Below are 25,946 nucleotides of genomic sequence, written 5' to 3'. Positions count from 1 at the left end.
GGGTCAGTCCACCGTCACGTAGTCGGGGCCGGAGTAGCGGCCCGTGGCCAGCTTCTGGCGCTGCATCAGCAGGTCGTTGAGGAGCGATGAGGCGCCGAAGCGGAACCAGTGGTTGTCCAGCCAGTCCTCGCCCGCTGTCTCGTTCACCAGGACGAGGAACTTGATCGCGTCCTTGGAGGTGCGGATGCCGCCTGCGGGCTTCACCCCGATCTGTACCCCGGTCTGCTCGCGGAAGTCGCGTACGGCCTCCAGCATCAGGAGGGTGTTCGCGGGGGTGGCGTTCACGCCGACCTTGCCGGTCGAGGTCTTGATGAAGTCCGCGCCCGCGAGCATGCCGATCCAGGAGGCACGCCGGATGTTGTCGTACGTGGACAGCTCGCCGGTCTCGAAGATGACCTTGAGCCGGGCCTCGCCGGAGGCTTCCTTCACGGCGCGGATCTGCTCGAACACCGTCATGTAGTCGCCGGAGAGGAAGGCGCCGCGGTCGATGACCATGTCGATCTCGTCGGCACCCGCCGCGACGGCCTCGCGGACGTCACCGAGCTTCACGTCGATGGCGGCGCGGCCCGCGGGGAAGGCGGTCGCGACGGACGCGACCTTGACGCCGCTGTCGCCGACGGCCGCCTTGGCGGTGGCCACCATGTCCGGATAGACGCAGACCGCGGCGGTCTTCGGCGTGCCGCGGTCGGTCGGGTCCGGGTTCACGGCCTTCGCGCCGAGCGCCCGGACCTTGCCCGGGGTGTCGGCGCCCTCCAGCGTCGTCAGGTCGATCATCGAGATGGCGAGATCGATGGCGTACGCCTTCGCCGTGCTCTTGATCGAGCGGGTGCCGAGCGCCGCGGCGCGAGCCTCCAGGCCGACCGTGTCGACGCCGGGCAGCCCGTGGAGGAAGCGGCGCAGCGTGCGGTCCGACGCTGTGGCGTCGCTCAGCGCGTGTGCGGGTACGGATGCAGTGGGCATGGTCACGAGGGGAGCATATCTACGCGCGTAGCGGCTGTACAGGGGGCGGGTCGCGACGGAGAGGGGGCGGGCGTCGCGGCAGCCGGGGGGCGTCCCCGGAGGACCCGCAGGCCCCCCGCGTGGGACCTCAGGCAGAATCAGGGGTATGACCGACCCCCAGCACCCCGTGGCGGAGCCCGAGTACAAGGACCGGACGTACCGGTCGTCCGGCGGTATCGCCGGAGGCGTGCTGCTGCTCGCCCTCGGCGGCTGGCTCGGCATCGACGCGATGATCCGCGGCGAGGGCCGCACCCCGTGGCTCGCGCTCGCCGGGCTGCTCCTCGCGGTGCCGCTCGTCGTCGCCTTCACCGTGCGCCCCGCCGTGTACGCCAACGACGACCGCATCCGCATCCGCAACCCCTTCCGGACCATCACGCTGCCGTGGGCGTCCGTCTCGGGTCTGCGCTCCGGGTACTCGAACGAGGTCTTCACCCAGTCCGGCACCAAGTACCAGCTCTGGGCCATCCCGGTCTCCCTCCGCGGCCGCAAGAAGGCCTCCAGGAGGAAGTCGCAGGGGGTGGCCGCGGGCGATCCGGGCTTCCTCGACCCGCGGCGCCCCGGACAGCAGGCGTCCCTCCGCGCGGCCGGCGACCAGATCATGGACGACCTGCGCGAACTCTCCGAGCTCCGCGCCGACGCGAAGACCGCGCAGGGCGAGCCCGAGGTGCGCTGGGGCTACGAGATCATCGCGCCCGCGGTCGCCGGGGCGGTGCTCCTCGCGGTGGTGCTGGCCTTCCTCTAGGGACGCTCACCGGCCTGCCCGAGCGCCGCTCTCACGGCGGGCCCATCCACGCCAGCAGCATGTGGCCCCCGAACGCCGCCGACGTCACCGCCGCGGCCACCATCACCGTCACGGCGACCTGGGTCCGCGCGCGGGCCAGCGCCGCCGCGAGCGGCAGCAGCAGGGGAAAGCCGGGGAGCAGGAAGCGGGCCCGCGGGAAGTAGACCCCCTTGCTGCCGAGCACGATCAGCAGCAGCAGGCCGGTGAAGAGCAGCAGCGGCAGCGGCTGACGGTCGCCCACCGACAGGACGAACAGCGCCAGCGACGCGAGCAGTGTCGCCGTCACCATCGTCAGGAACAGCTGCGGCCGTTGGACCGCGAGCAGGTCGTACATGGTCCGCAGGGTGCTCACCCCGCCGTCCCACTCGTTGTGCCACAGCTTCTGTACGGCGAAATAGCCGTCCCAGCGGTCGAGCCGCAGCCCCACCCAGGCGACGTACGAGACCCAGCCGAGCGGGGCGAGCAGGGCGCCCAGGAGGGTGCGCACGGGGAAGCGACCCTCTCCGTGGCCCTCGTGGCCCTCGTGGCCCTCGTAGCCCTTGAAGTCCCTGTAGCCCTCGGAGCCCTTGCGCCGACGTTGCCGGAACAGCGTGAGCAGCGCCGTCAGGGAGACCGCGGCCGCGAGCGCGACGCCCGTGGGGCGGGTCAGGCCCGCGAGCGCGGCCAGCGAGCCCGCCCAGATCCAGCGGCCGGTGAGCACGGCGTACAGCGCCCACGCGGTGAGCGCCGTGAACAGCGACTCCGTGTAGCCCATCCACTGCACGAGCGCGACGGGCAGCGAGCCCCAGAGGGCGGCGAGCAGGACGCCGGTCCTGCGCCCGTGGAGGTGGTCGCCCACCGCGAAGATCCCCCACGCCGCGAGGAACGAGCAGCCGACGGCGACCGCGAGCCCCACGGCCCCGCGCGGCTCCGGGACGATCACGCTGCCGGCCCTGATGAGCAGCGGATGCAGGGGGAAGAAGGCGAGGTTGTTCGCGTCGATCTGGGTGCCCAGGGTGTCCGCGTACCCCTTGTCGGCGATCCTCAGATACCAGTCGCAGTCCCACGACTCCGCCAGCAGGTGCCAGACGCCGCGGTGCTCCGTGCGCGCCCAGAGGGCGAAGACCAGGACTCCGAAGAGACGCACGGCGGCGTACGCGAGGAGTGCGGGCGACGCGTGCCGCAGGGCGCGGGCGGCGCGTGCGGGGCGGCCCTGGGCGCGGTTCGGGGTGACGCGGGGGCGGCGGGACGGAGGGACGATCCGGGGAGGGGCGGCGGACGTCGAGGCGGTCGAGGTGTCTGGCGGAGTGTCTGTCGAGGTGTCGGTCGGGGTGTCTGGGGTCGGTCCGTACGGCACTGCGGCAGCTCCCGGAACGTGATCGTGCGCTGCCGGTCACCCTTCCTGGGGGACCGGCAGCGCACCGGATCGCTGCGGCAGCTGCGCCGTCGGAACCACCCGGACGGGTGGCGGCCCTGCGGCCACCCGCCCCGGAGGCCCGCTAGATGCCCGCGGCCGCGGACAGGTCGTTCTTGATCGCTCCGAGGAGGTCCGTCGCCCTGGCGCGGGCGGCGGGCAGGTCGGCCTTCGTCGCCACCGGGACCACCACCTCCAGGTAGCACTTCAGCTTCGGCTCCGTGCCGCTCGGGCGCACGATGACGCGGGCCCCGTCGAGCGTGTAGCGCAGGCCGTCCGTGGGCGGCAGCTTCTCCGTGCCCTGCGTCAGGTCCTCGGCCTTGGTCACGGGCAGGCCCGCGAGCTCCGTCGGCGGCAGCTCGCGCAGGCGGCGCATCGCGTCCGCGATCAGGGAGAGGTCCTCCACGCGGACCGACAGCTGGTCGGTGGCGTGCAGACCGTGCTCCACGGCCAGGTCGTCCAGGAGGTCGAGCAGCGTGCGGCCCTGCTCCTTGAGCTCGGACGCCAGCTCGGTGAGGAGCAGCGCCGCCGTGATGCCGTCCTTGTCGCGTACGCCTTCGGGGTCCACGCAGTAGCCGAGGGCCTCTTCGTAGCCGTAGCGCAGGCCGTCCACGCGGGCGATCCACTTGAAGCCGGTGAGGGTCTCCTCGTACGGGAGGCCCGCCTTCTCCGCGATCCGGCCCAGGAGGGAGGAGGAGACGATCGACTCGGCGAACGTGCCGCGGGCGCCACGGCGCACGAGGTGGGCAGCGAGGAGCGCGCCGACCTCATCGCCCCGGAGCATGCGCCAGTCGGCGGGGTCTGTGCCCTCCTTGACCGCCGCCGCGCAGCGGTCCGCGTCCGGGTCGTTGGCGATGATCAGGTCCGGGTCCACCTCGCGGGCCTTCGCGAAGGAGAGGTCCATCGCGCCCGGCTCCTCCGGGTTGGGGAACGCGACCGTGGGGAAGTCCGGGTCGGGCTCCGCCTGCTCGGCGACGAGGACCGGGGCGGGGAACCCCGCCCGGTCGAACGCCGCGAGGAGGGTGTCCTTGCCGACCCCGTGCATCGCCGTGTAGACGGTGCGGGCCGTGCGGGGGGAGCCGGGGGCCAGGACGGCGTCCGTGCGGGCCAGATAGGCGTTCAGGACGTCGTCCGAGAGGGTCTCCCAGCCGGTGTCCGGGCGGGGGACGTCGTGGAGCGAGACGATCGCGTCGATCTGCGCCGCGATCTCCGCGTCCGCGGGCGGCACGATCTGGGAGCCGTCGCCCAGGTAGACCTTGTAGCCGTTGTCGCGCGGAGGGTTGTGGCTCGCCGTCACCTCTACGCCCGCGACCGCCCCGAGGTGCCTTATGGCGACGGCGAGTACGGGGGTGGGGAGGGGGCGGGGGAGTACGGCGGCCTTGAGACCGGCGCCGGTCATGACGGCCGCGGTGTCGCGCGCGAAGTCCTCCGACTTGTAGCGGGCGTCGTAGCCGATCACTACGGGGCCGTCGGTCTGGTTCTTGGACTTGAGGTACGCGGCGAGGCCCGCGGCCGCGCGGATGACTACGGAGCGGTTCATGCGCATGGGGCCCGCGCCGAGTTCGCCGCGGAGGCCGGCGGTGCCGAACTGGAGGGTGCCGCCGAAGCGGGCGGCCAGCTCTTCGGTGTCCCCGCCGTCGATGAGCTTGGCGAGCTCGTCGCGGGTGTCGGGGTCCGGGTCCTCGGCCAGCCAGGCCTGGGCCCGCGCGATGAGTTCAGAGTCGTCCAACACGTGACGTCAGCCTCTCGTATGCGGAGTTCTATTGCGGGGCGCTCCGGGTACCCCTGCCCGGGGTACGGCCCTACGGGGGTTCTTCGGCCCGCCCCGGGTACGCCCCCTACCTACCCGGCGCGGCGGCCCTGCGGGCGCATTTGCAACTGGGCCGGGTGCGCCCCCTGCCGACCCGGTGCGGCTCGTTCGTCCTGCCGCGCCTATCCGGTGCGGCTGGTTCGGGGCTTCCCCGTCCCGCTGCACCTACCTGGTGCGGCTCGTTCGTGGCTTCCCTGTCCCGTCGCTCCGCGACGGATCTTTCCCGCCCGCCCACCCGATCACCCGGCAGCTCCCGGGCAATCGGGTGGGCGGGCGGGAAAGCTTGTGCGGCAATGGGTGCTGCTGCCGCTGCGAGGCAACTGGGCGGTGGTCCCGGTGCTGCGGGGCGATCGGGCGGGTGGGCGGGAAGGCTTGTGCGGCAGCGGGCAATGCTGCGGGGCGATCGGGTGGGCGGGTGGGAGAAGCCCGCGCGGCAGCGAGCACCGCACGCCACCCCACCCAGCACCCCGGCAGAGGCACCCCGCCAGGCAGGGCACCCCGCCAGGCAAGGCAACACCCCCACCAGCAAGGCACCCCCGCCAGACAAGGCCCCCGCCCGCTAAATGCGGCCCAAGACCTGACCCAGCAGCTCCCCCATGCGGGTAGCGCTGTCGCGGCCCGCCTGGAGGACCTCCTCGTGGTTGAGGGGCTCGCCCGTCATGCCCGCGGCGAGGTTCGTGACCAGGGAGATGCCGAGCACCTCCGCGCCGGCCTCGCGCGCGGCGATCGCCTCGAGGACCGTCGACATGCCCACCAGGTCCGCACCGATCGTGCGGGCCATGCGGACCTCGGCCGGAGTCTCGTAGTGCGGGCCGGGGAACTGCGCGTAGACGCCCTCTTCGAGAGAGGGGTCGATCTCCTTGCAGAGGGTGCGCAGACGCGGCGAGTACAGGTCCGTGAGGTCCACGAAGTTCGCGCCGACGATCGGCGACGTGGCCGTCAGGTTGAGGTGATCGCTGATCAGGACCGGCTGACCGGGGCGCATGCCGTCCCGCAGACCGCCGCAGCCGTTCGTCAGCACGATCGTCTTGCAGCCCGCGGCCACGGCCGTCCGCACGCCGTGCGCGACGGAGGCCACGCCACGGCCCTCGTAGTAGTGGGTGCGGCCCAGGAAGACCAGGGCGCGCTTGTCGCCGACCGTGAAGGAGCGGATGCGGCCGCCGTGGCCCTCCACCGCCGGCGGCGGGAAGCCGGGCAGTTCGGTGACGGGGAACTCGGCGTCGGGCACGCCGAGCGCGTCCACCGCCGGTGCCCAGCCGGAGCCCATCACGAGGGCTACGTCGTGGGTCTCGGCACCCGTCAGCTCACGCAGGCGCGCGGCGGCGGCGTCGGCGGCGGCGTAGGGGTCGCCCTGGATGTCGTCCGGAATAACTGAAGCGTTCACGCGGACGAGAGTAGCCGCTCGTGCCCTACGCGCGTAGATGACGATGCTCACGGGATTCGGATCGTTGTCTTGTCGTTTCCGACGAGAGGTTCGACGAGAGGTTCAACGAGAGGTTCAACGAGAGGTTCGAGGGGGCGAGGAAGGTTCGAAGAGGGGCGCGGCGCGCGCCACAGCCCGGGGCAGGCGCCCCTAGCAGGGCCGCTTCCGCAGCTCCATCACGTAGTCGTGGGGCGCTCCCGCGGTCTCCGCAGCGTCGGCGAGCTCCCCCAGATAGCGCGCGGACGGCAGGCCGCCCTCGTATCCGTTGAGCACGTACACCCAGGCGGGTTCCTCGCCGTCCAGGGTGTGCACGCGCACCCGCATCCGCCGGTAGACGTCGAGCCCCACGCCCTCCCACCGGTCCAGGGAGTCCTCGTCCATGGGGGCGACGTCGTACAGCGTGACGAAGACCTGGGAACGCGGCGCCTCCACGATGGTGGCCAGCGCGCCCTCCCACCCCATGTGCTCCCCGCCGAAGGTCAGCCGCCAGCCGTTCAGCCAGCCGGTCTGGCGCAGCGGCGAGTGCGGGGCGCGGCGTGACATGAGCCGCGGATCCAGATTGCCGGCGTACGCGGCGTAGAGCGACATGGGGTCGAGGGTACGGCAGCCGACGCGTGCGTCCCTCCGGTAACGGAAGTGCCCTTCTTGTAGGGAGAACGGCCCGGATGGAGCCCCCGGGGCGAAGCACCTTGAAGCGTGCGGGACAATGGAGTACGTGACTCGGATCGTGATCATTGGCGGCGGACCCGGCGGATACGAGGCGGCACTCGTTGCCGCCCAGCTCGGCGCGGAGGTGACCGTCGTCGACTGCGACGGTCTGGGCGGGGCGTCGGTGCTCACCGACTGCGTCCCGTCCAAGACTCTGATCGCCACGGCCGAGGTGATGACCAGCTTCGACTCCTCCTACGAGGAGCTCGGCATCATCGTCGCGGACGACACTCCGCACATCGACAGCCCGGCGCGCGTCGTCGGCGTCGACCTCGGCAAGGTCAACCGGCGTGTGAAGCGCCTGGCGCTCGCGCAGTCCCACGACATCACCGCCTCCGTCACGCGGGCCGGCGCCCGCGTGCTGCGCGGCCGTGGCCGCCTGGAGGGCCAGCAGGACACCGACGGCTCGCGCAAGGTCGTCGTGCGCGCGGCCGACGGGAGCGAGGAGACCCTCGTCGCCGACGCGGTCCTGATCGCCACCGGCGGGCACCCGCGCGAGGTCCCCGACGCGCTGCCCGACGGCGAGCGGATCCTGAACTGGACCCAGGTGTACGACCTGGACGAGCTCCCCGAAGAGCTCATCGTGGTCGGTTCCGGTGTCACCGGTGCCGAGTTCGCCGGCGCCTATCAGGCGCTCGGGTCGAACGTCACGCTCGTGTCGAGCCGTGACCGCGTGCTGCCCGGCGAGGACCCGGACGCCGCCGCCGTCCTGGAGGACGTCTTCCGGCGCCGCGGCATGAACGTCATGTCGCGTTCGCGCGCCGCCTCCGCCAAGCGCGTGGGCGACCGCGTGGAGGTGACGCTCGACGACGGCCGCGTCATCACCGGTACGCACTGTCTGATGGCTGTCGGTGCCATCCCGAACAGCAGCGGCATGGGCCTGGAGGAGGCCGGGGTCAAGCTCAAGGACTCCGGGCACATCTGGACCGACAAGGTGTCGCGCACGTCCGCGCCGGGTGTGTACGCCGCCGGTGACGTGACCGGGATCTTCGCGCTCGCCTCCGTGGCCGCCATGCAGGGCCGCATCGCGATGTACCACTTCCTGGGCGACGCGGTGCAGCCGCTGAACCTGAAGACCGTGTCGTCGAACGTCTTCACCGACCCGGAGATCGCGACCGTCGGCTACAGCCAGTCCGACGTCGACGGCGGCAAGATCGACGCCCGCGTCGTCAAGCTGCCGCTCCTGCGCAACCCGCGCGCGAAGATGCAGGGCATCCGCGACGGCTTCGTCAAGATCTTCTGCCGTCCCGGTACGGGCATCGTGGTGGGCGGTGTGGTCGTCGCGCCGCGCGCCTCGGAACTGATCCACCCCATCTCGATCGCGGTCGACAACAATCTGACGGTCGAGCAGATCGCGAATGCGTTCACCGTGTATCCATCCCTTTCGGGCTCGATCGCCGAGGTCGCGCGTCAACTTCACACGCGGAAGTCGGCGGGCGAAGCCTGATCGCGGACTGATCGTCGGTTGATCGCCGACTGATCGGCGTCCGGCGGGGTATCAACTCTGCGCAGGTCACGGGCTGTTGTCGCCCATTCGCCCGGCATAGGCGGGGTGAGTAGGCGCCTATACCACTTCCCACCCAACTGTGCGAACAACTTCTGTAATTCGGCGCAAACTGCTGAAAGCAGACGGTCGTTGGGGTTACTGTCAGTTTCGTGTTCGCTGCAGAACGTCGCCAATTGATCCTCGAAATGGTGCGGGCCAACGGAGCTGTATCGCTCCGGGAGCTCGCCCGCGTCGTCCAGACCTCCGAAGTGACCGTACGGCGGGACGTGCGCGCGCTGGAGGCAGAAGGACTCCTCGACCGCAGACATGGCGGTGCGGTATTGCCGGGCGGATTCACGCGGGAGTCCGGCTTTCCGCAGAAATCACATCTCGCGACCGCCGAGAAGACGGCTATCGCCGATCTCGCGGCGGGACTCGTCGAAGAAGGCGAAGCCATCGTCGTCGGGGCGGGTACGACCACGCAGGAGCTGGCCCGACGGCTCGCGCGGGTACCCGGTCTGACCGTCGTCACCAATTCCCTCTTGGTGGCACAGGCCCTGGCCCATGCCAACCGCGTCGAGGTCGTCATGACCGGCGGCACTCTGCGCGGGTCCAACTACGCACTTGTGGGCAGCGGGGCCGAACAGTCCCTGCAGGGTCTGCGGGTGTCGCGCGCCTTCTTGTCGGGCAGTGGTCTGACCGCCGAGCGCGGGCTCTCCACGTCCAACATGCTCTCGGCGAGCGTGGACCGTGCGCTCGTCCAGGCGGCCGCCGAGGTGGTGGTCCTCGCCGACCACACCAAGCTCGGCACCGACACGATGTTCCAGACGGTGCCGACGGACGTCATCACCCGTCTGGTCACGGACGAGCCGCCCACGCACGACGACCGTGCGGCCACCGAGCTGCAGGCCCTGGCCGACCAGGGTGTGCAGATCGCAGTCGCGGGCGGGAGCGCGAGCCCCAACTCCGGATCAGGGGTGGATTCCGTCCCGGCGCGGCAGTCGCGCCGGGACGTGCCACTGCCGGGTCAGCGCCGCAACCACGGCGGTCACGGGTCGGGACCCGGTGCGCAGTTGCGCAGTGCGGTGCTCGGGGAGCAGCAGCCCGGGGAGCGTGCCGCGCGGGTGGCGGATCTACGCCGCCGCTGAACCGGTCGCGGGGCCGGGCTCGTCCGGTGCCGACCCTTCGGGCTTCAGGCCGCGCAGGGTCAGCATCAGGAGGCGGTCGGCCAACTCGGGCTCGTCGGGGGTCTCTTCGGCGGCCAGCGCGATCGCGTTGGTCAGCTGCATCAGATCGGCGATCGAGACACCGGGGCGTACGGCACCTGCCTGCTGTGCCCGCACGAGCAGGGCCGTGCCCGCCTCGCGCATCGGCCTGCTGCATCGGGAGAGTGCCGAACTGTCGTCGTGCGACGCCGACATGAGGGCGCGGGAGAGCCCGCGGTACTCACCCGCATGAGTGATGATGGCGCGGAGCCAGGTCACCAGGGCCGAGCAGGGCTGCGGATCCTTCAGGAGCGCGCGGGAGCGGTCCAGGAGATCACTCACCGCCTCTTCGAAGACGGCGCTCATCAGGGCGTGCCGGTTGGGGAAGTGGCGGTAGAGGGTGCCGATGCCCACGTTCGCGTGGCGGGCGATGTCCTCCAGCGAGGCGTCCGTGCCGTGCTCCGCGAAGGCGGTGCGGGCCTCTGCGAGGAGCCGGTCGTAATTGCGGCGCGCGTCGGCTCTTTTCGAGCGGGGGCGCTCTTGCGGGCTCTCTGCCTCTGCCATGGCGTGCCTCCCTGAACGTACGCGTGCTTCAAGTCTGCCCGAAGCGTGCGTGCCGCCTGTCACCGGCTTCGCCGAGTTCGTCCTCGGGCGCCGGACGGGCTGAACATTCAGCCCGTCCGGCGCCCGATGGCCGAGGACTAGTCCTTGATCTCGCAGATCACCGCGCCGGAGGTCAGGCTCGCGCCCACTTCCGCGGTGAGGCCCTTGATGGTGCCCGAGCGGTGTGCGTTCAGGGGCTGTTCCATCTTCATGGCCTCCAGGACGACGATCAGGTCGCCCTCCTGGACCTCCTGGCCCTCCTCGACCGCGATCTTGACGATCGTGCCCTGCATGGGCGAGGCCAGGGTGTCACCGGAAGCCGCCGGGCCCGACTTCTTCGCCGCGCGCCGCTTGGGGCGGGCGCCGCCCGCCGCCGCGGTGCGGGCGATGGTCATGCCCAGCGAGGAGGGCAGCGAGACCTCCAGGCGCTTGCCGCCCACCTCGACGACCACCGTCTCGCGGCCCGGCTCCTCGTCCGTCTCGGTGTCGGTCGCCGCGGCGAACGCGGGGATCTCGTTGACGAACTCGGTCTCGATCCACCGGGTGTGGATCGTGAACGGGTCGGCGGAGCCGGTCAGTTCGGGGGCGAAGGCCGGGTCCTTGACGACCGCGCGGTGGAAGGGGATGGCCGTGGCCATGCCCTCCACGTTGAACTCCTCCAGGGCGCGCGCGGCGCGCTGCAGGGCCTGCTCGCGCGTCGCGCCGGTCACGATCAGCTTGGCGAGGAGCGAGTCCCACGCCGGGCCGATCACGGAGCCGGACTCCACGCCCGCGTCCAGGCGCACGCCCGGACCCGACGGCGGGGCGAAGACGGTGACGGTGCCCGGCGCCGGCAGGAAACCGCGGCCCGGGTCCTCGCCGTTGATGCGGAACTCGAAGGAGTGGCCCCGCAGTTCGGGGTCTCCGTAGCCCAGTTCCTCGCCGTCCGCGACGCGGAACATCTCGCGGACCAGGTCGATGCCGGTGACCTCTTCGGTGACCGGGTGCTCCACCTGCAGACGGGTGTTGACCTCCAGGAAGGAGATCGTGCCGTCGACGCCGACGAGGAACTCGACGGTGCCGGCGCCCACATAGCCGGCCTCCTTGAGGATGGCCTTGGACGCCGCGTACAGCTCGGCGTTCTGGGCCTCGCTCAGGAACGGCGCGGGGGCCTCCTCCACCAGCTTCTGGTGGCGGCGCTGAAGCGAGCAGTCACGGGTCGAGACGACCACCACATTGCCGTGCTGGTCGGCCAGGCACTGGGTCTCCACGTGCCGCGGCTTGTCGAGGTAGCGCTCCACGAAGCACTCGCCACGGCCGAAGGCCGCGACGGCCTCGCGCACCGCGGAGTCGTACAGCTCGGGCACCTCTTCGAGGGTCCGGGCCACCTTGAGACCGCGTCCGCCGCCACCGAAGGCGGCCTTGATCGCGATCGGCAGTCCGTGCTCCTCGGCGAAGGCCACGACCTCGTCCGAACCGCTCACGGGGTCCGGCGTACCGGCCACGAGCGGGGCACCCGCGCGCTGCGCGATGTGCCGGGCGGCGACCTTGTCACCCAGGTCACGAATTGCTTGCGGCGGCGGGCCGATCCAGATCAGACCCGCGTCCAGAACGGCCTGCGCGAAGTCGGCGTTCTCCGAAAGGAAGCCGTAGCCGGGGTGGATCGCGTCCGCCCCCGCGTCCTTGGCCGCTGCCAGCACCTTGGAGATGTCCAAGTAGCTGGTGGCCGGAGTGTCACCGCCCAGCGCGAACGCCTCATCTGCCGCACGTACATGCAGAGCGTCCCGGTCAGGATCTGCGTAGACGGCTACGCTCGCGATCCCTGCATCCCGGCATGCCCGAGCAACGCGGACAGCGATTTCGCCACGGTTGGCGATGAGCACCTTGCGCACGATGGCTCCCTCCTTGAAACAAGCCGAGTTTAGGGACTGCCGACACGACCTTTCGACCCGTCCCCAATGGTGAGCTTGCCCACACGGAGCGTGATCCGGGGCCTGCCCGTCCGCGAAATCCCTTGTCGCACCACGGTACGCAGGGTCCCTTCGAGGCAGACTAACGCGCCGGTGTGGTCAAGGTCTCTGTGAGGGCGTGCTGCGGCAGAGGGCCATTCTTTGTCGAGTCCCTACGAATGGCCCAATGATTCTTTGCCTTCGGCAGGGCCCTTGTCCCTCGGTTTACCCTCCCCCGAGCTCTTAACGAGCAGGGGGTGCCCCCATGTAGCGTTCGCGATGTCTGGCACGTACTGGCGGTAACAGCGGAAGTGGGTGGGCGCCGTGGCGCGTAGACCGGTGGCCTGGGTGGGCGCGATCGTGCTCCTGGTGGAGGCGGTGGGCATCGCGTTGCTCAACTGGTTCCTCGGCCTCGTCGTGAACAAGCAGGACATGTCGCTCGCCGGCCTCGACCCGCACGCGATGTCCGTGTCGACGTGGATCGCGGGCGGCGTCTTCGGCTGCTACCTCGCGCTGTGCGCCGTCGTCATGCTGCGCTCGGCGATACGCGACCGCGCGCCGGGCCGCTTCGGCCGGCTGCTCCTGATCAGCGCCGCCGTGGTGCACGCGCTGCTCGGGGCATTCTCCGTCGGCCTGGTGGGCTGGCCCGCCTTCGCCTTCATGATGGTCGTGCTCGGCCTGATCGTGCTCACGCTGGTGGCATACGACAAGAAGCCCGACGAGGTCGCCGACGGGCCCCGCGCGAGCAACGGGGCAGCGGGCGGCGGCGCGCCGGAGAACGGCGCTCCACAGCCCGCCTGAGAGCCCTCCTGGGGCCGCTGAGGTAGCCGGGGCCGCCGCTGAGGTCGCCCGGGACCGCCGGGGCGGGCTACTTCGTCCACAACTCCGTGATGCCGACGCCCAGTTCGGCGAGCAGGCGGCGCAGCAGCGGCAGCGACAGGCCGATGACGTTGCCGTGGTCGCCCTCGATCGAGTCGACGAAGGGGGCCGAGCGGCCGTCGAGCGTGAACGCGCCCGCCACGTGCAGGGGTTCGCCGCTCGCCACGTACGCGGCGATCTCCTCGTCCGAGGGCTCGCCGAAGCGGACCACGGTCGAGGCGAGCGCCGATACGTGGCGGCCCGCCGCGGTGTCGTACACGCAGTGGCCGGTCTGCAGGACGCCCGCGCGGCCGCGCATGGACTTCCAGCGGGCGGTGGCCTCCTCGGCGTCGGCGGGCTTGCCGAGCGCCTGTCCGTCCAGTTCGAGGACGGAGTCGCAGCCGATGACCAGGGCGCCCTTCGCGTCCGGGCGCGCGGCGACGACCGACGCCTTGGCCTCGGCCAGGGCGACGGCGAGCTCGGCGGGGGTCGGCGCGGAGATCGCGTCCTCGTCGACCCCGCTGACGATCACCTCGGGGGCGAGACCGGCCTGGCGCAGGAGGCCGAGCCGGGCGGGGGACTTGGAGGCGAGGACGAGACGGCGGGGCTGATCACTCATGCGGTCAGCGTATCGAGGCTCAGTGGATGCCGAGGACGAACATCGCCACGACCATGGCGAGGGCAAGGACGAGCCCCGCACGGCGCATCTTCGCCTGCATGTCCCGCATGTCCTTGGGCGGGTTGTTCTCGGGGTCCGACCACAGCATGAGACCGATACTGCGCGCGGTGGCGGCGGGGCGCCTGAGTACGCGTACTCAGGCGCCCCGGCCCGTGTCACTCATTCCCGGGTCGCCGCGCCCGGCTAGCCGGGCCAGTACGTGCGGCCCCAGGCAGTCGGCCCCGGTGCGGGCAGCCGGTCGCGGGCCACGCGGGCCGGGTCCGCCCAGGCGTCGAGGACCGCGGGCGCGCCGGACGGCTGGTTCGCGACCGCCGCGGCGCGCGCCTGGACCACCGCCAGTGCGGCGGCCAGCTCCTCCGGGGTGGGATTGCCCCGTACGACCTTGATCATGAAGGGTCTCCTCGCTCTCCTCGCCGGGGCGCGCTCTGCATGGCCTGCCCCGGTCCGCCCGGTCTAGAGGGGGATGTTGCCGTGCTTCTTCGGGGGCAGGGATTCGCGCTTCGTACGCAGCTGGCGCAGGCCGCGCACCAGGTGGGAGCGGGTCTCCGACGGCATGACCACGGCGTCGATGTAGCCGCGCTCGGCAGCCGTGTACGGGTTGAGTAGCCGGTCCTCGTACTCCTGGATCAGGCGGGCCCGGGTCGCCTCCACGTCACCCGATGCCTCGGCCGCGGCGAGGGTCTTGCGGTGCAGGATGTTCACCGCGCCCTGCGCGCCCATCACCGCGATCTGCGCGGTCGGCCAGGCCAGGTTGAGGTCGGCGCCCAGGTGCTTGGAGCCCATGACGTCGTACGCGCCGCCGAACGCCTTGCGGGTGATGACGGTGATCAGCGGGACCGTCGCCTCCGCGTAGGCGTAGATCAGCTTCGCGCCGCGGCGGATGATGCCCGTGTGCTCCTGCTCGACGCCCGGCAGGAAGCCCGGCACGTCGACGAAGGTGATGACCGGGACGTTGAACGCGTCGCAGGTGCGGACGAAGCGGGCGCCCTTCTCGGAGGCGTCGATGTTCAGGCAGCCGGCGAACTGCGTGGGCTGGTTGGCGACGATGCCCACCGGGCGGCCCTCGATGCGGCCGAAGCCGGTGAGGATGTTCGGCGCGAACAGCGGCTGCGTCTCGAAGAACTCGGCGTCGTCCAGGACGTGTTCGATCACCGTGTGCATGTCGTACGGCTGGTTCGCGCTGTCCGGGATGAGGGTGTCGAGCTCGCGGTCCTCGTCCGTCAGCTCCAGGTCCGCGTCCTCGGGGAAGGCGGGGGGCTCGCTGAGGTTGTTCGAAGGCAGGTAGGACAGGAGGGACTTGACGTACTCGATCGCGTCCTTCTCGTCGCCCGCCATGTGGTGCGCGACGCCGGAGGTGCTGTTGTGGGTGCGGGCGCCGCCGAGCTCCTCGAAGCCGACGTCCTCGCCGGTGACCGTCTTGATGACATCGGGCCCGGTGATGAACATGTGCGAGGTCTGGTCGACCATCACCGTGAAGTCGGTGATCGCGGGGGAGTAGACGGCGCCGCCCGCGCAGGGGCCGACGACGAGGGAGATCTGCGGGATCACGCCGGAGGCGTGGGTGTTGCGGCGGAAGATCTCGCCGTACATCCCCAGGGCCATGACGCCCTCCTGGATGCGGGCGCCGCCGGAGTCGTTGATGCCGACGACCGGGCAGCCGGTCTTCAGGGCGAAGTCCATGACCTTGACGATCTTCTGGCCGAAGACCTCGCCCAGGGCGCCGCCGAAGACGGTGAAGTCCTGGGAGAAGACGGCCACGGGGCGGCCGTCGACGGTTCCGTAGCCGGTCACGACGCCGTCGCCGTAGGGGCGGTTGGCCTCCAGGCCGAAGTCGGTCGAGCGGTGCTGGGCGAACTCGTCGAACTCGACGAAGGAGTTCTCGTCCAGGAGCAGGTCGATGCGTTCGCGCGCCGTCAACTTGCCCTTGGCGTGCTGCTTCTCGACCGCGCGAGCGGAACCGGCGTGCTTGGCCTCCTCGATGCGGCGCTGCAGATCAGCGAGTTTTCCCGCAGTCGTATGGATGTCGATACCTGAGTCACCTGCGTCAGGGGTGGTGGGGGTATCGCTTGCGGCGCTTGGCACGGGCACGTTGGGCTCTTCCGGCTCGGACATAGGGATGCGGCTCCCTGCCTGCTCAAAGGGGCGACTGGCGGCTTGCGGCGTGGCTTGTGGCTGCTGTGACTCGCTTGCTACTGAGTCGTAGGGTATCGGCGCCGATACGGTTCGGCAGTGCGGCGTTTACCACACCTAAGGTGGCTTGCATGACGCCGCGAGATGCTTCAGACGACCCTTCCGACCTCCCTGAGGACAACCGCTGGTCCGACCTCGACCGGCCGCCTCTGAACGCCGCGTCGCTGCGGCGGGCGCTGGTGCGGGGCGGGGGCCTGTGGACCTCTCTGGACGTGGTGCCCGCGACGGGGTCGACCAACACGGATCTGGCCGCACGCGCGGACGAACTGCCCGAGGGGGCGGTGCTCGTCGCCGAGGAGCAGAGCTCGGGGCGGGGCCGGCTCGACCGCCGCTGGTCGGCGCCCGCGCGCTCGGGGCTCTTCTTCTCCGTACTCCTGAGGCCGGGGCCGTCGGTGCCGGTCGAGCGGTGGGGGTGGCTGCCGCTGCTCACGGGGGTGGCCGTGGCCACCGGTCTCTCGCGGTCGGCGGGGGTGGACACGGCCCTCAAGTGGCCGAACGACCTGCTGGTGACGGTGGGGGGAGAGGAGCGCAAGGCCGGGGGGATCCTCGCGGAGCGGGCGGGTTCCGGTGGGGGCGGTGTTGTGGTCGGCATCGGGATCAATGTGACCCTGCGCGAGGAGGAGCTGCCGGTGCCGACGGCGGGGTCGCTGGCGTTGGCCGGGGCGGCGAGCACTGACCGGGACACGGCGTTGCGGGCGGTGCTGCGTTCTCTTGAGCAGTGGTACGGGGACTGGCGCGCGGCGGAGGGCGATCCGGCGGCGTCCCGCCTCCAGGAGGCGTACGCGGCGGGCTGCGCGACGCTCGGCCGCAAGGTCAGGGCGGAGCTGCCGGGCGATCGGTCGATCACGGGGGAGGCGGTGGCGGTGGACGGCGACGGCCGCTTGGTGCTGGCGACGGGGGACGGGGTGCAGGAGCCTGTGGGGGCGGGGGATGTGGTGCATCTGCGGGGGGTGTAAGGGGGGGAATGCGGGGATTCGGGCGGGGGGGTGAGGCTTGTTCGTCCAGGTGGGGATGTGGGGCAAACGGGCGGGTGGGTGGGGAAAGGGTGTTCGGCGCCGGTAGGGCGGGGAAAGCGCTGTCCTAGGCGCCCACGCCGACGAAAGGCGTGAGCTGCGGCACACCTGCCGTAAAGTTGGCGCCGGTCGATACCTGACCGCGGCAGATCGGAAGGGCAGCAGGCGTGACCGTCGACGACACGGGCTCCGGCACGGGTGCATCCCCCGACGGCGAGCCCGGACGTACCGCTGGCTCCGTCACCCACGCGTTCGACTCGATGGACTCCGGGGACGAGAAGCCGGGGGATCCCGAGAAGGATCCCCTCGCCCTGCGCCTCGAAGGGCTCATCCTCGGCGCCGACCGCCGCTACACCCCGTTCCAGGCGGCCCGCAGCGCCGGCGTATCCATGGAGCTCGCCTCCCGTTTCTGGCGGGCCATGGGCTTTCCCGACATCGGCCAGGCCAAGGCCCTGACCGAGGCGGACGTGCTCGCGCTGCGCCGCCTCGCCGGTCTCGTCGAAGCGGGGCTGCTCAGCGAGGCGATGGCGGTGCAGGTGGCCCGGTCCACCGGGCAGACCACCGCCCGGCTGGCCGAATGGCAGATCGACTCCTTCCTGGAAGGTCTCACGGAGCCGCCCGAGCCGGGCATGACGCGGACCGAAGTGACCTATCCGTTGATAGAGCTTCTGCTGCCCGAGCTCGAAGAGTTCCTCGTCTACGTCTGGCGGCGGCAGCTCGCCGCCGCCACCGGGCGGGTCGTGCAGGCCGCGGACGACGAGGAAATGGTCGACCGGCGGCTCGCCGTCGGGTTCGCCGATCTCGTCGGCTTCACGCGGCTCACCCGGCGCATGGAGGAGGAGGAACTCGGCGAGCTCGTCGAGGCCTTCGAGACCACCGCCGCTGACCTGGTCGCGGCGCACGGCGGGCGGCTCATCAAGACCCTGGGCGACGAGGTGCTCTACGCCGCCGACGACGCGGGCGTGGCCGCGGAGATCGCCCTGCGGCTGATCGAGACCATGGCCAACGACGAGACGATGCCCGAGCTGCGGGTCGGCATCGCCTTCGGCACGGTCACGACGCGCATGGGCGATGTCTTCGGTACGACGGTGAACCTCGCGAGCCGCCTCACGTCGATAGCGCCTCGGGACGCCGTCCTGGTGGACGGCGCGCTCGCCGAGGAGCTGACGCGCACGGGAGACGCCCCCGCCTCCGAGACCCAGGCGGCGGAGGCCGCCGAGACCGCGGAGAAGGAGGGCTCGGAGCCGCCCTCCTACCGCTTCGCCCTGCAGCCGATGTGGCAGCGGCCCGTGCGAGGCCTCGGTGTCGTCGAGCCGTGGCTGCTGGCCCGGCGCGGCAGCTGACTTCCCCCCGGACCACCGCTGCGGCGCGGAATTTTCCTGCCCGCCCACCGTGCGCTCCGTGGCGGTGACATGATCCTCCTGCAATGCGGTAACGACCGTTAACCTTCCGTGGAGGAAAGCAATGGGTGGCGAGCAGCGGTTCGGGGAATTCGTCGGCGTCAGGCGGCACGACCACGTCGCCGAGCTCGTCCTCGACCGGCCCAAGGCCATGAACGCCGTGTCCACGGACATGGCCCGCGCCATCGGCTCCGCCTGCGCCGCCCTCGCCGAGGACCGCGACGTGCGGGTCGTGGTCGTGACGTCGAGCCACGAGCGCGCCTTCTGTGTCGGTGCCGACCTGAAGGAGCGCAACTCCTTCTCCGACGCCGAGTTGGTGCGCCAGCGCCCCACCGCGCGGGCCGCCTACACCGGCGTACTCGAACTGCCCGTGCCGACCGTCGCCGCCGTGCACGGCTTCGCGCTCGGCGGCGGGTTCGAGCTCGCGCTCGCCTGCGATCTCATCGTCGCCGACCCGACCGCCGTGGTCGGCCTCCCCGAGGTGTCGGTCGGCGTGATCCCGGGCGGCGGCGGTACGCAGCTGCTTCCGCGCCGGGTGGGCGCGGCGAGGGCCGCCGAGCTGATCTTCACCGCGCGGCGCGTGGAGGCGGCCGAGGCGCGGGAGTTGGGGCTCGTGGATCAGCTCGTGGGCGAGGGCGAGGACCGTACGGAAGCGCTCGCGCTCGCCGCGCGGATCGCCGCCAACTCGCCCGTCGGGCTGCGTGCCGCCAAGCGCGCCCTGCGGCTCGGGCACGGGCTCGACCTGCGCGCCGGGCTCGAGGTCGAGGACGCGGCCTGGCGCTCGGTGGCCTTCTCCGGTGACCGGGCGGAGGGCGTCGCGGCGTTCAACGAGAAGCGGAAGCCGCAGTGGCCGGGAGAGTGAGTCCGAGGCCCGGTCCGCACTCTGCGTGATGTTCCGATCGCCCAAAATGTCGTAAATCTCCTAGCCTAGGGAGATGGGAGAGGATCTCCGGCTGCGGGCCGTGGTCGTGCTGGCGCAGGGGATGGCCGCCGCGCACACTCCGCGTGAGTCCTGGCGGGCCGCTGCCCGCGGCGCGTGCCGAGCGCTGGCGGGGAGTTTCGCGGCCCTGTCCGTCTGGGAGCGCGATCTCGGACGGCTGAGGGTGCTCGTGAACGTGGGCGAACGGGCCGAGGGGGAGGAAGAGTTCCCGGAGCGCGAGGCGTACCCGGTGAACGAGTTCCCGGAGATCACCGAGTTCCTGCACGAACGCTGGGCGGGCGGCGGTGAGCCGCACGCCTGGGTGGAGACGGCGCAGGGCCCCGCGGAGGCCGCGACCCCCGGCTACTGCCACCAGCGCGTCGCCGCCCTGCGCAGGCGCGGCCGCGGCTGCTGCGTGGTCGCGCCGATCGTGCTGCACGGGCGGGCGTGGGGCGAGCTGTACGTGGCGCGTGCGGTGGGGGCGCCGGTCTTCGGGCGCGAGGACGCGGACTTCGCGACGGTGCTCGCCTCGGTCGTGGCGGCCGGGATCGCGCAGACCGAGAGGCTGGAGGAGGCCCGCCGTCTTGCCTTCACCGACGCGCTGACCGGGCTCGCCAACCGGCGCGCGGTCGATCTGCGCCTCGAGGAGGCGGTGGAGCGGCACCGCGCGGACGGGACCGCAGTGAGCCTGGTCGTGTGCGACGTGAACGGCCTCAAGTGGGTCAACGACACCCAGGGGCACGCGGTCGGCGACCGTCTGCTCGAACGTTTCGGTTCGGTGCTGTCCCTGTGCGGGGCGATGCTGCCGGGGACGCTGGCGGCGCGGCTGGGCGGGGACGAGTTCTGTCTGCTCTCGGTGGGGCCCACCGCCGATGAGGTGGTGCGGGTCGCCGATGAACTCTGCGTACGGGCGGCCGAGTTGGAGCTGGGGGACGGTGTCGCGTGCGGGGTCGCCTCCACGGAGGACCCGATCGGCGAGGTGCGCTCGGCCCGCCGCCTGTTCCGCCTCGCGGACGCGGCCCAGTACCGCGCGAAGGCGGCACGTGCCCCGAAGCCGGTGGTTGCGGGGCGCGAAGGTGCGGATGACCCCGTGGTGCGGCTTGCTGACTCGGAGGCGTCGCGCCCGGCGGGGGAGAGGCGCCGCTTCCGGGGGCGTGGGCCGGAGCGGCGGGGCGGCGAGCGGGGCTCCTGGGAGGGTGGGCAGGGGGGTCGGTGAGGGGCTGCGGGTCGGTGGGGGCTTGTCGCGCAGTTCCTCGCGCCCCTTATGGGGCCCGGTGTCGGGTGTTGGCTGCGGGCCGGTGGGGGCTTGGCGCGCCGTTCCTCGCGCCCCTTATGGGGCCCGGTGTCGGGTGTTGGCTGCGGGCCGGTGGGGGCTTGGCGCGCCGTTCCTCGCGCCCCTTACGGGGCTCGGCGTCGCGTGTTGGCTGTGGGGCGGTGGGGGCTTGGCGCGCCGTTCCTCGTGCCCCTTGCGGGGTCGTGGGGGCTTGGCGTGCAGTTCGTCGTGGCCCTGGAGGGGCCCGGTGGCGTCGACCCCGGTAAGAGGCTCAGTCCGTATCCACCCGTGACACCTGGCGATTCAGTCCGTACGCTGCTGAATATGGATATGCACACCGTGGTCCTGGGGACGTCCGGGACAACCGCAGCGGACGTCATCGCCGTCGCGCGTGGCAATGCCCGCATCGAGCTTTCGGCGGAAGCCGTGACCGCCCTCGCCGCGTCGCGCGAGATCGTCGACGCCCTCGCGGCCAAGCCCGAGCCCGTCTATGGCGTGTCGACCGGCTTCGGCGCCCTCGCCACCCGGCACATCGGCCCTGACCTCCGCGCCCAGCTCCAGCGCAACATCGTCCGCTCGCACGCGGCGGGGATGGGCCCGCGCGTGGAGCGCGAGGTGGTCCGCGCGCTGATGTTCCTGCGGCTCAAGACGGTCTGCTCGGGCCGTACCGGCGTACGCCCCGAGGTCGCGCAGACCATGGCCGACGTACTCAACGCGGGCATCACGCCCGTCGTGCACGAGTACGGCTCGCTCGGCTGTTCCGGCGACCTCGCGCCGCTCAGCCACTGCGCGCTCACGCTCATGGGCGAGGGCGACGCGGAGGGCCCGGACGGCGAGCTGAAGCCGGCGGGCGAGCTGCTCGCCGCGCACGGCATCACGCCGGTCGAGCTGCGCGAGAAGGAAGGCCTCGCCCTCCTGAACGGCACCGACGGCATGCTCGGCATGCTGGTCATGGCCCTCGCCGACCTCGACGCCCTCTACAAGTCCGCCGACATCACCGCGGCCCTCACCCTCGAAGCGCTGCTCGGCACCGCCAAGGTCCTCGCCCCCGAGCTGCACGCCATCAGGCCGCACCCGGGCCAGGGGGCGTCCGCCGCCAACATGCTCGCGGTCCTTGCCGGTTCGGGCCTCACCGGTCACCACCAGGACGACGCGCCGCGCGTCCAGGACGCGTACTCGGTGCGGTGCGCGCCGCAGGTCGCGGGCGCCGGGCGCGACACGATGGCGCACGCGCGCCTGGTCGCCGAGCGCGAGCTCGCCGCCGCCGTCGACAACCCCGTCGTGCTGCCCGACGGCCGCGTCGAGTCGAACGGCAACTTCCACGGGGCGCCGGTCGCGTACGTCCTGGACTTCCTCGCGATCGCCGCCGCGGACCTCGGCTCGATCACGGAGCGCCGCACGGACCGGCTGCTCGACAAGAACCGCTCGCACGGCCTGCCGCCGTTCCTCGCGGACGACGCGGGCGTGGACTCGGGCCTGATGATCGCCCAGTACACGCAGGCGGCCCTGGTCAGCGAGATGAAGCGGCTCGCGGTCCCGGCATCGGCGGACTCGATCCCGTCCTCCGCGATGCAGGAGGACCACGTCTCGATGGGCTGGTCGGCGGCCCGCAAGCTCCGCACGGCGGTCGACAACCTCACCCGCATCGTCGCGATCGAGCTGTACGCGGCGACGCGCGCGGTCGAACTCCGCGAGGGCCTCACGCCGGCCCCGGCGACCCGGGCGGTCATCGAGGCGATCCGCAAGGCGGGCGTCGAGGGCCCGGGCCCGGACCGCTTCCTCGCGCCCGACCTGGCGGCGGCCGACGCGTTCGTGCGCTCCGGCGCGCTGCTCGCCGCGGTCGAGCCGGTGACGGGTCCGCTGGCCTAGCCACGGCGTTTCCGTACGCCGAAGGGGGCGCCGTCACCAGGTGACGGCGCCCCCTTGCGTGGTGACGGCGCGTCAGTCGCGGTCGACGTGCTCACGGGTGATGTCGCCCTTGACCGCGTCGATCTCGAAGTCGGTCTTGTTCCAGTCCTTGGTGACGACGTCGACGGACCAGACGAGCGCGTTGCTGTCGTTGTCGTCCAGGCCGACGGACGTGACCGTGCCCTTCTTCTTGTCCGTCGCCACCTTGGCGGCCTGCTCCGGCGACTGCTTGACGCGGGAGAGCCGGTCGGCCGTCTCCTTCTTGTCGTCGGCGTCCTGGTCCTTCTCCGGCGCGGAGCTGATCACCTTGCCCGACACCGCGTCGATACGGACGTCGTGCACCGTGCCGTCCTTCTCGGCGACCTCGGCGACCCACTGCGGGGCGCCCGCGCTGCTGCTCGGGCTCGGGCTCGGGCTGGGGCTCGCGCTCGCGTCGTCATCGTCGCCGTCGTTGTCGTCGTCCACGCCCTCCAGGTCCAGGTCGGTCAGCTTGCCGCCCGGAACCTTGTCCACCGCCGTGCCGGCCGCCTTGTCGTAGGTGACCTTGGTGGCGGCGAGCAGGGCCTTGCGCTCCTGCTGGTCCTGCGTGAGGGACGCGCTGCCCGTGGGGCTCTCCGACGGCGCCTCCTTCGGGACGCTCTTCGCCGCCTTCGAGGTCGCTTCGGCGGACGACGCGTCGCCGTCCTCCCCGCAGCCCGTCACCAGGGCTGCCGAAGCCGCGACGGCGCACAGGGCGCCGACGAGGCGGAGGCGGCGGGCGCGGGGCGTCGCGGTGTTCTTGTTCCGGGGCTCGAATCTCATAACCGCATGCCTAGCCCTCGCCCCGTATCCGGCCGGGGCGCCGCGCGGCCGGGGTCACCCGACTGCCCGGCGCGCGCCCCTCCTCCGGGGCGCCTAGGCGGTTCCTCAGTAGGCCGGGCCCCGCTGCTCCCGTCGTACGGAGTACGCGACGAACCCCGCCCCGAGGCCCAGGAAGGCCGTCCCGCCGATCAGGTACGGCGTCGTGTCGACGCCCGCGCCCGTGTCCGCGAGGCGGTCCTCGGTGGGAGCGGCGGCGGTGGTCTCCGAGGGCGGCGTCGCGCGACGCTGTTCGGTGTGGACGACCTGGGGCGATTCAGGGGCCTGCGGTGATCTGAACGTCGCCGTCGCGTTGGCGGAGGGAACGAACCACAGGGCGCCGAGGAGGGCCCCCGCGGCAGTGGCGGTCAGCAGCGATCGACGTGCGGACACGGAATCGGATCCCCCTTGTGGCGCTGGCGAATTGGCCGTGTGGGGCGATGGTAATGAAAGGCGCGGGTCGCGGGAAAGTCGCGGGGGTCATGGGTCGTACGCTCCGACGCATGAGCACATCTGAGACATCACGTTTTGTACGGCTCCGCGTCGAATTGGTGGTGGAGGTCGACGACTCCGGCGAGCTCGCGGCCTCCGCGCTGCGCCGGATCGCGGAGGACGAGCACATGCCCGCCGAGGAGCGGCTGCATGCCGAGACGGCCGTCAAGGAGGACGACGCGGAGGCACTCGCCTATCTGGTGGACCCGTTCGACCTGGTCAGCGCCGTGCCCGGAGTGGAGCTCTCGCAGGCGTCCTGGAGCAGCGAGCAGATCGACTACGACCCCGATTCGCCGGACTGGGACCCGGACGAGGATGATGGCGACGACGAGGACACGGGCGATGACGGTGCCGGTGGCCGGGGGCTGTAGCGGTTAGACGAAATTCGTACGTCTACCGGACGGAAAAAACGGAACCCGTAGCCCCGGACGGCAACCGCCGCCCGGGGTTCCGTCGTCTCAGAGATGCACGGCTGTCACCGGCGCATCGCATGACGTGGTGTTCCCCACATCTTCGGCGGAAGTGGAACGGGACGAACCGGGCAGGACGTTATGCGGGATTACGGGGACTCTCGGCGTTCTTGGCGTGTTGAGGATTTCGGCAACGATGGAGAAGCGTGTGATGACGGACAGTAGGCGGCAGCGCGGACGGCGCAAGGGTCTTGCGGCCGTATCCGCTCTGGTCGGCGGCGTCCTTGTGCTCTCGGCCTGTAGCAGCGACGACGGCGACAAGACCGCCGCGGGCGGCAAGGAGTCCCAGAACCAGGTCGACGAAGCGGCTGCCAAGAAGACTTCCGACGCCGATATCAAGATCGCGCCGAAGGACGGCTCCGACAACGCGGGCATCAACAACGCCGCCAAGGTCAAGGTGAGCAGCGGTTCGCTGACGGACGTCACGATGACGACCGAGGAAGGAACCGCGGTAGCCGGCGAGATAGCTGCCGACAAGAAGAGCTGGAAGCCCAGCGGCCAGCTGGAGCGTGCGACCACGTACAAGATCAGTGCCACCGCCAAGGACTCCGAGGGCCGCAAGGCGCACGAGAACTCGAAGTTCACGACGGTCTCGCCGAGCAACAGCTTCATCGGGAACTTCACGCCCGAGGACGGCTCCACGGTCGGCGTGGGCATGCCGGTGTCGATCAACTTCGACAAGGCGATCAGCAACAAGAAGGACGTTCAGTCCAACATCAAGGTGTCCTCCAGCAGCGGCCAGGAAGTCGTCGGCCACTGGTTCGGCGACAACCGCATCGACTTCCGCCCCGAGGACTACTGGCAGGGCAACTCCACGGTCACCATGAAGCTGTCCCTGGACGGCGTCGAGGGCTCGGACGGCGTCACCGGCGTCCAGGAGAAGACGGTCCAGTTCAAGATCGGCCGTAACCAGGTCTCCATCGTCGACGCCAAGACGAAGACCATGAAGGTCATGCGGGACGACAAGGTCATCAAGACCATCCCGATCTCCGCGGGCTCCCCGGAGAACAAGACGTACAACGGCAAGATGGTGATCTCCGAGAAGTTCAAGGAGACCCGGATGAACGGCGCGACGGTCGGCTTCACGGACGACGACGGCAAGGGCGAGTACGACATCAAGGACGTGCCGCACGCCATGCGCCTGTCGAACTCGGGCACGTTCATCCACGGCAACTACTGGGGCGCGAAGTCCATCTTCGGCGGCGCCAACACCAGCCACGGCTGTGTCGGCCTGGAGGACGCCAAGGGCGCGGGCGACAAGAGCACCCCGGGCGCCTGGTTCTACGACAACTCGATGATCGGTGACGTCGTGGACGTCCGGAACACCGGCGACAAGACGGTCCAGCCGGACAACGGCTTCAACGGCTGGGTCATGGACTGGGCGCAGTGGAAGGCCGGTTCGGCCGTCTAGGAGCACCCAGGACACGCAAGAAGACGCAGGCGGGGGGGGGGCCCCCCCCCCCCCCGGCGGGGGGGGGGCCCCCCGGGGGGGGGGGGGGGTGGGTCGGGGGGGGGTGGGGGGGGGAAGCATGGGGCGGAGGGAAGACAAAGAAAAGAGTTGTAAGACAAGA

The 25,946-nt window shown here is 71.3% G+C and carries 24 protein-coding genes; 11 read left to right on the top strand and 13 right to left on the bottom strand.

What is annotated here, in order from left to right:
* Positions 1-3: 3 nt before the first annotated feature.
* Positions 4-960, bottom strand: coding sequence for a deoxyribose-phosphate aldolase (gene deoC, locus ACIGXX_RS40005; protein ID WP_383820503.1), 957 nt, complete (start codon positions 958-960; stop codon positions 4-6).
* Positions 961-1,105: 145 nt separating this feature from the next.
* On the opposite strand from deoC, the gene ACIGXX_RS40000 reads away from it, so the two are divergent.
* On the top strand, positions 1,106-1,741 hold the full coding sequence (locus ACIGXX_RS40000; protein ID WP_351170713.1) for a PH domain-containing protein: 636 nt from the start codon (positions 1,106-1,108) through the stop codon (positions 1,739-1,741).
* Positions 1,742-1,772: 31 nt separating this feature from the next.
* On the opposite strand, the gene ACIGXX_RS39995 is transcribed toward ACIGXX_RS40000, so the two are convergent.
* From ACIGXX_RS39995 to ACIGXX_RS39980, 4 genes are all read right to left on the bottom strand, one after another.
* Positions 1,773-3,020, bottom strand: a complete 1,248-nt coding sequence (locus ACIGXX_RS39995) for a hypothetical protein (protein WP_399983625.1) — start codon at positions 3,018-3,020, stop codon at positions 1,773-1,775.
* 238 nt (positions 3,021-3,258) lie between these two features.
* Positions 3,259-4,902 (bottom strand): phospho-sugar mutase, encoded by a 1,644-nt coding sequence (locus tag ACIGXX_RS39990; RefSeq protein WP_399983622.1) that lies wholly within the window; start codon positions 4,900-4,902, stop codon positions 3,259-3,261.
* A gap of 640 nt (positions 4,903-5,542) precedes the next feature.
* A complete protein-coding gene (locus ACIGXX_RS39985; RefSeq protein ID WP_351170710.1) occupies positions 5,543-6,367 on the bottom strand; it encodes a purine-nucleoside phosphorylase in 825 nt (274 codons plus the stop codon).
* Positions 6,368-6,556: 189 nt separating this feature from the next.
* Positions 6,557-6,994 carry a gamma-glutamylcyclotransferase gene (locus tag ACIGXX_RS39980; protein WP_160506851.1) on the bottom strand — a complete coding sequence of 146 codons (438 nt, stop codon included), beginning with the start codon at positions 6,992-6,994 and terminating at the stop codon, positions 6,557-6,559.
* 118 nt (positions 6,995-7,112) lie between these two features.
* Here ACIGXX_RS39980 and ACIGXX_RS39975 point away from each other — a divergent pair, with 118 nt between their 5' ends.
* Together ACIGXX_RS39975 and ACIGXX_RS39970 are read left to right on the top strand one after the other, a co-directional pair.
* Entirely contained in the window at positions 7,113-8,561 is a 1,449-nt protein-coding gene (locus ACIGXX_RS39975; RefSeq protein WP_351170706.1) for an NAD(P)H-quinone dehydrogenase, read from the top strand.
* 209 nt (positions 8,562-8,770) lie between these two features.
* Positions 8,771-9,748 (top strand): DeoR/GlpR family DNA-binding transcription regulator, encoded by a 978-nt coding sequence (locus tag ACIGXX_RS39970; RefSeq protein WP_351170703.1) that lies wholly within the window; start codon positions 8,771-8,773, stop codon positions 9,746-9,748.
* Here ACIGXX_RS39970 and ACIGXX_RS39965 read toward each other — a convergent pair.
* A complete protein-coding gene (locus ACIGXX_RS39965; protein ID WP_351170700.1) occupies positions 9,734-10,369 on the bottom strand; it encodes a TetR/AcrR family transcriptional regulator in 636 nt (211 codons plus the stop codon). The genes ACIGXX_RS39970 and ACIGXX_RS39965 overlap by 15 nt on opposite strands.
* A 137-nt stretch (positions 10,370-10,506) precedes the next feature.
* Positions 10,507-12,279, bottom strand: coding sequence for a biotin carboxylase N-terminal domain-containing protein (locus ACIGXX_RS39960; RefSeq protein ID WP_351170697.1), 1,773 nt, complete (start codon positions 12,277-12,279; stop codon positions 10,507-10,509).
* A gap of 381 nt (positions 12,280-12,660) precedes the next feature.
* On the opposite strand from ACIGXX_RS39960, the gene ACIGXX_RS39955 reads away from it, so the two are divergent.
* The gene (locus ACIGXX_RS39955; protein WP_351170694.1) at positions 12,661-13,137 is read left to right on the top strand and encodes a hypothetical protein; all 477 of its coding nucleotides are present in this window, start codon (positions 12,661-12,663) and stop codon (positions 13,135-13,137) included.
* 67 nt (positions 13,138-13,204) lie between these two features.
* On the opposite strand, the gene ACIGXX_RS39950 is transcribed toward ACIGXX_RS39955, so the two are convergent.
* The 4 genes from ACIGXX_RS39950 to ACIGXX_RS39935 form a co-directional block, all read right to left on the bottom strand.
* Positions 13,205-13,813: a nucleoside triphosphate pyrophosphatase gene (locus tag ACIGXX_RS39950; protein ID WP_351170691.1), complete on the bottom strand. Its 609-nt coding sequence runs from the start codon at positions 13,811-13,813 to the stop codon at positions 13,205-13,207.
* 19 nt (positions 13,814-13,832) lie between these two features.
* The gene (mmpB, locus tag ACIGXX_RS39945; RefSeq protein WP_272902837.1) at positions 13,833-13,961 is read right to left on the bottom strand and encodes a morphogenic membrane protein MmpB; all 129 of its coding nucleotides are present in this window, start codon (positions 13,959-13,961) and stop codon (positions 13,833-13,835) included.
* A gap of 95 nt (positions 13,962-14,056) precedes the next feature.
* The gene (locus ACIGXX_RS39940; protein WP_351170687.1) at positions 14,057-14,263 is read right to left on the bottom strand and encodes an acyl-CoA carboxylase subunit epsilon; all 207 of its coding nucleotides are present in this window, start codon (positions 14,261-14,263) and stop codon (positions 14,057-14,059) included.
* Between the two features lie 63 nt (positions 14,264-14,326).
* Positions 14,327-15,985: an acyl-CoA carboxylase subunit beta gene (locus ACIGXX_RS39935; protein WP_361472816.1), complete on the bottom strand. Its 1,659-nt coding sequence runs from the start codon at positions 15,983-15,985 to the stop codon at positions 14,327-14,329.
* 149 nt (positions 15,986-16,134) lie between these two features.
* On the opposite strand from ACIGXX_RS39935, the gene ACIGXX_RS39930 reads away from it, so the two are divergent.
* The 5 genes from ACIGXX_RS39930 (at position 16,135) to hutH (ending at position 22,537) form a co-directional block, all read left to right on the top strand.
* Positions 16,135-17,019 (top strand): biotin--[acetyl-CoA-carboxylase] ligase, encoded by an 885-nt coding sequence (locus ACIGXX_RS39930; RefSeq protein WP_351170681.1) that lies wholly within the window; start codon positions 16,135-16,137, stop codon positions 17,017-17,019.
* Positions 17,020-17,243: 224 nt separating this feature from the next.
* Complete coding sequence (locus tag ACIGXX_RS39925; RefSeq protein ID WP_351170678.1) at positions 17,244-18,419, top strand: adenylate/guanylate cyclase domain-containing protein; 1,176 nt, start codon at positions 17,244-17,246, stop codon at positions 18,417-18,419.
* 121 nt (positions 18,420-18,540) lie between these two features.
* Positions 18,541-19,338, top strand: coding sequence for an enoyl-CoA hydratase-related protein (locus ACIGXX_RS39920; protein WP_351170675.1), 798 nt, complete (start codon positions 18,541-18,543; stop codon positions 19,336-19,338).
* Between the two features lie 73 nt (positions 19,339-19,411).
* Positions 19,412-20,611 carry a diguanylate cyclase domain-containing protein gene (locus ACIGXX_RS39915; protein WP_361472811.1) on the top strand — a complete coding sequence of 400 codons (1,200 nt, stop codon included), beginning with the start codon at positions 19,412-19,414 and terminating at the stop codon, positions 20,609-20,611.
* A gap of 387 nt (positions 20,612-20,998) precedes the next feature.
* Positions 20,999-22,537 carry a histidine ammonia-lyase gene (hutH, locus tag ACIGXX_RS39910; protein ID WP_351170837.1) on the top strand — a complete coding sequence of 513 codons (1,539 nt, stop codon included), beginning with the start codon at positions 20,999-21,001 and terminating at the stop codon, positions 22,535-22,537.
* A gap of 72 nt (positions 22,538-22,609) precedes the next feature.
* On the opposite strand, the gene ACIGXX_RS39905 is transcribed toward hutH, so the two are convergent.
* Positions 22,610-23,377 carry a PepSY domain-containing protein gene (locus ACIGXX_RS39905; protein WP_399983474.1) on the bottom strand — a complete coding sequence of 256 codons (768 nt, stop codon included), beginning with the start codon at positions 23,375-23,377 and terminating at the stop codon, positions 22,610-22,612.
* 105 nt (positions 23,378-23,482) lie between these two features.
* A complete protein-coding gene (locus ACIGXX_RS39900) occupies positions 23,483-23,806 on the bottom strand; it encodes a hypothetical protein (RefSeq protein WP_361472805.1) in 324 nt (107 codons plus the stop codon).
* A gap of 110 nt (positions 23,807-23,916) precedes the next feature.
* Between ACIGXX_RS39900 and ACIGXX_RS39895 the strand changes: the two genes are divergently transcribed.
* Together ACIGXX_RS39895 and ACIGXX_RS39890 are read left to right on the top strand one after the other, a co-directional pair.
* Positions 23,917-24,276, top strand: coding sequence for a hypothetical protein (locus ACIGXX_RS39895; RefSeq protein ID WP_351170663.1), 360 nt, complete (start codon positions 23,917-23,919; stop codon positions 24,274-24,276).
* A 250-nt stretch (positions 24,277-24,526) separates the two neighbouring features.
* Positions 24,527-25,786 carry an Ig-like domain-containing protein gene (locus ACIGXX_RS39890; RefSeq protein WP_351170660.1) on the top strand — a complete coding sequence of 420 codons (1,260 nt, stop codon included), beginning with the start codon at positions 24,527-24,529 and terminating at the stop codon, positions 25,784-25,786.
* The last annotated feature ends 160 nt before the right edge of the window (positions 25,787-25,946 follow it).

This window comes from Streptomyces sp. NPDC055243 (assembly GCF_044544025.1).
Lineage (GTDB): Bacteria > Actinomycetota > Actinomycetes > Streptomycetales > Streptomycetaceae > Streptomyces.
The sequence above is the reverse complement of the archived record's forward strand: the minus strand, read 5'-3'. Positions and strand labels throughout refer to the sequence as shown.

Excerpts from the sequence above, each read along its gene's own strand:
- ACIGXX_RS39980 (WP_160506851.1), bottom strand. The coding sequence starts at position 6,994 with ATGTCGCTCTACGCCGCGTACGCCGGCAATCTGGATCCGCGGCTCATG.
- ACIGXX_RS39905 (WP_399983474.1), bottom strand. The coding sequence starts at position 23,377 with ATGAGATTCGAGCCCCGGAACAAGAACACCGCGACGCCCCGCGCCCGC.
- ACIGXX_RS39935 (WP_361472816.1), bottom strand. The coding sequence starts at position 15,985 with ATGTCCGAGCCGGAAGAGCCCAACGTGCCCGTGCCAAGCGCCGCAAGC.
- ACIGXX_RS39920 (WP_351170675.1), top strand. The coding sequence starts at position 18,541 with ATGGGTGGCGAGCAGCGGTTCGGGGAATTCGTCGGCGTCAGGCGGCAC.
- ACIGXX_RS39940 (WP_351170687.1), bottom strand. The coding sequence starts at position 14,263 with ATGATCAAGGTCGTACGGGGCAATCCCACCCCGGAGGAGCTGGCCGCC.
- ACIGXX_RS39890 (WP_351170660.1), top strand. The coding sequence starts at position 24,527 with ATGACGGACAGTAGGCGGCAGCGCGGACGGCGCAAGGGTCTTGCGGCC.
- mmpB (WP_272902837.1), bottom strand. The coding sequence starts at position 13,961 with ATGCTGTGGTCGGACCCCGAGAACAACCCGCCCAAGGACATGCGGGAC.
- ACIGXX_RS39950 (WP_351170691.1), bottom strand. The coding sequence starts at position 13,813 with ATGAGTGATCAGCCCCGCCGTCTCGTCCTCGCCTCCAAGTCCCCCGCC.
- ACIGXX_RS39975 (WP_351170706.1), top strand. The coding sequence starts at position 7,113 with ATGGAGTACGTGACTCGGATCGTGATCATTGGCGGCGGACCCGGCGGA.
- hutH (WP_351170837.1), top strand. The coding sequence starts at position 20,999 with ATGCACACCGTGGTCCTGGGGACGTCCGGGACAACCGCAGCGGACGTC.
- ACIGXX_RS39965 (WP_351170700.1), bottom strand. The coding sequence starts at position 10,369 with ATGGCAGAGGCAGAGAGCCCGCAAGAGCGCCCCCGCTCGAAAAGAGCC.
- ACIGXX_RS39915 (WP_361472811.1), top strand. The coding sequence starts at position 19,412 with ATGGGAGAGGATCTCCGGCTGCGGGCCGTGGTCGTGCTGGCGCAGGGG.
- ACIGXX_RS39895 (WP_351170663.1), top strand. The coding sequence starts at position 23,917 with ATGAGCACATCTGAGACATCACGTTTTGTACGGCTCCGCGTCGAATTG.
- ACIGXX_RS39930 (WP_351170681.1), top strand. The coding sequence starts at position 16,135 with ATGACGCCGCGAGATGCTTCAGACGACCCTTCCGACCTCCCTGAGGAC.
- deoC (WP_383820503.1), bottom strand. The coding sequence starts at position 960 with ATGCCCACTGCATCCGTACCCGCACACGCGCTGAGCGACGCCACAGCG.
- ACIGXX_RS40000 (WP_351170713.1), top strand. The coding sequence starts at position 1,106 with ATGACCGACCCCCAGCACCCCGTGGCGGAGCCCGAGTACAAGGACCGG.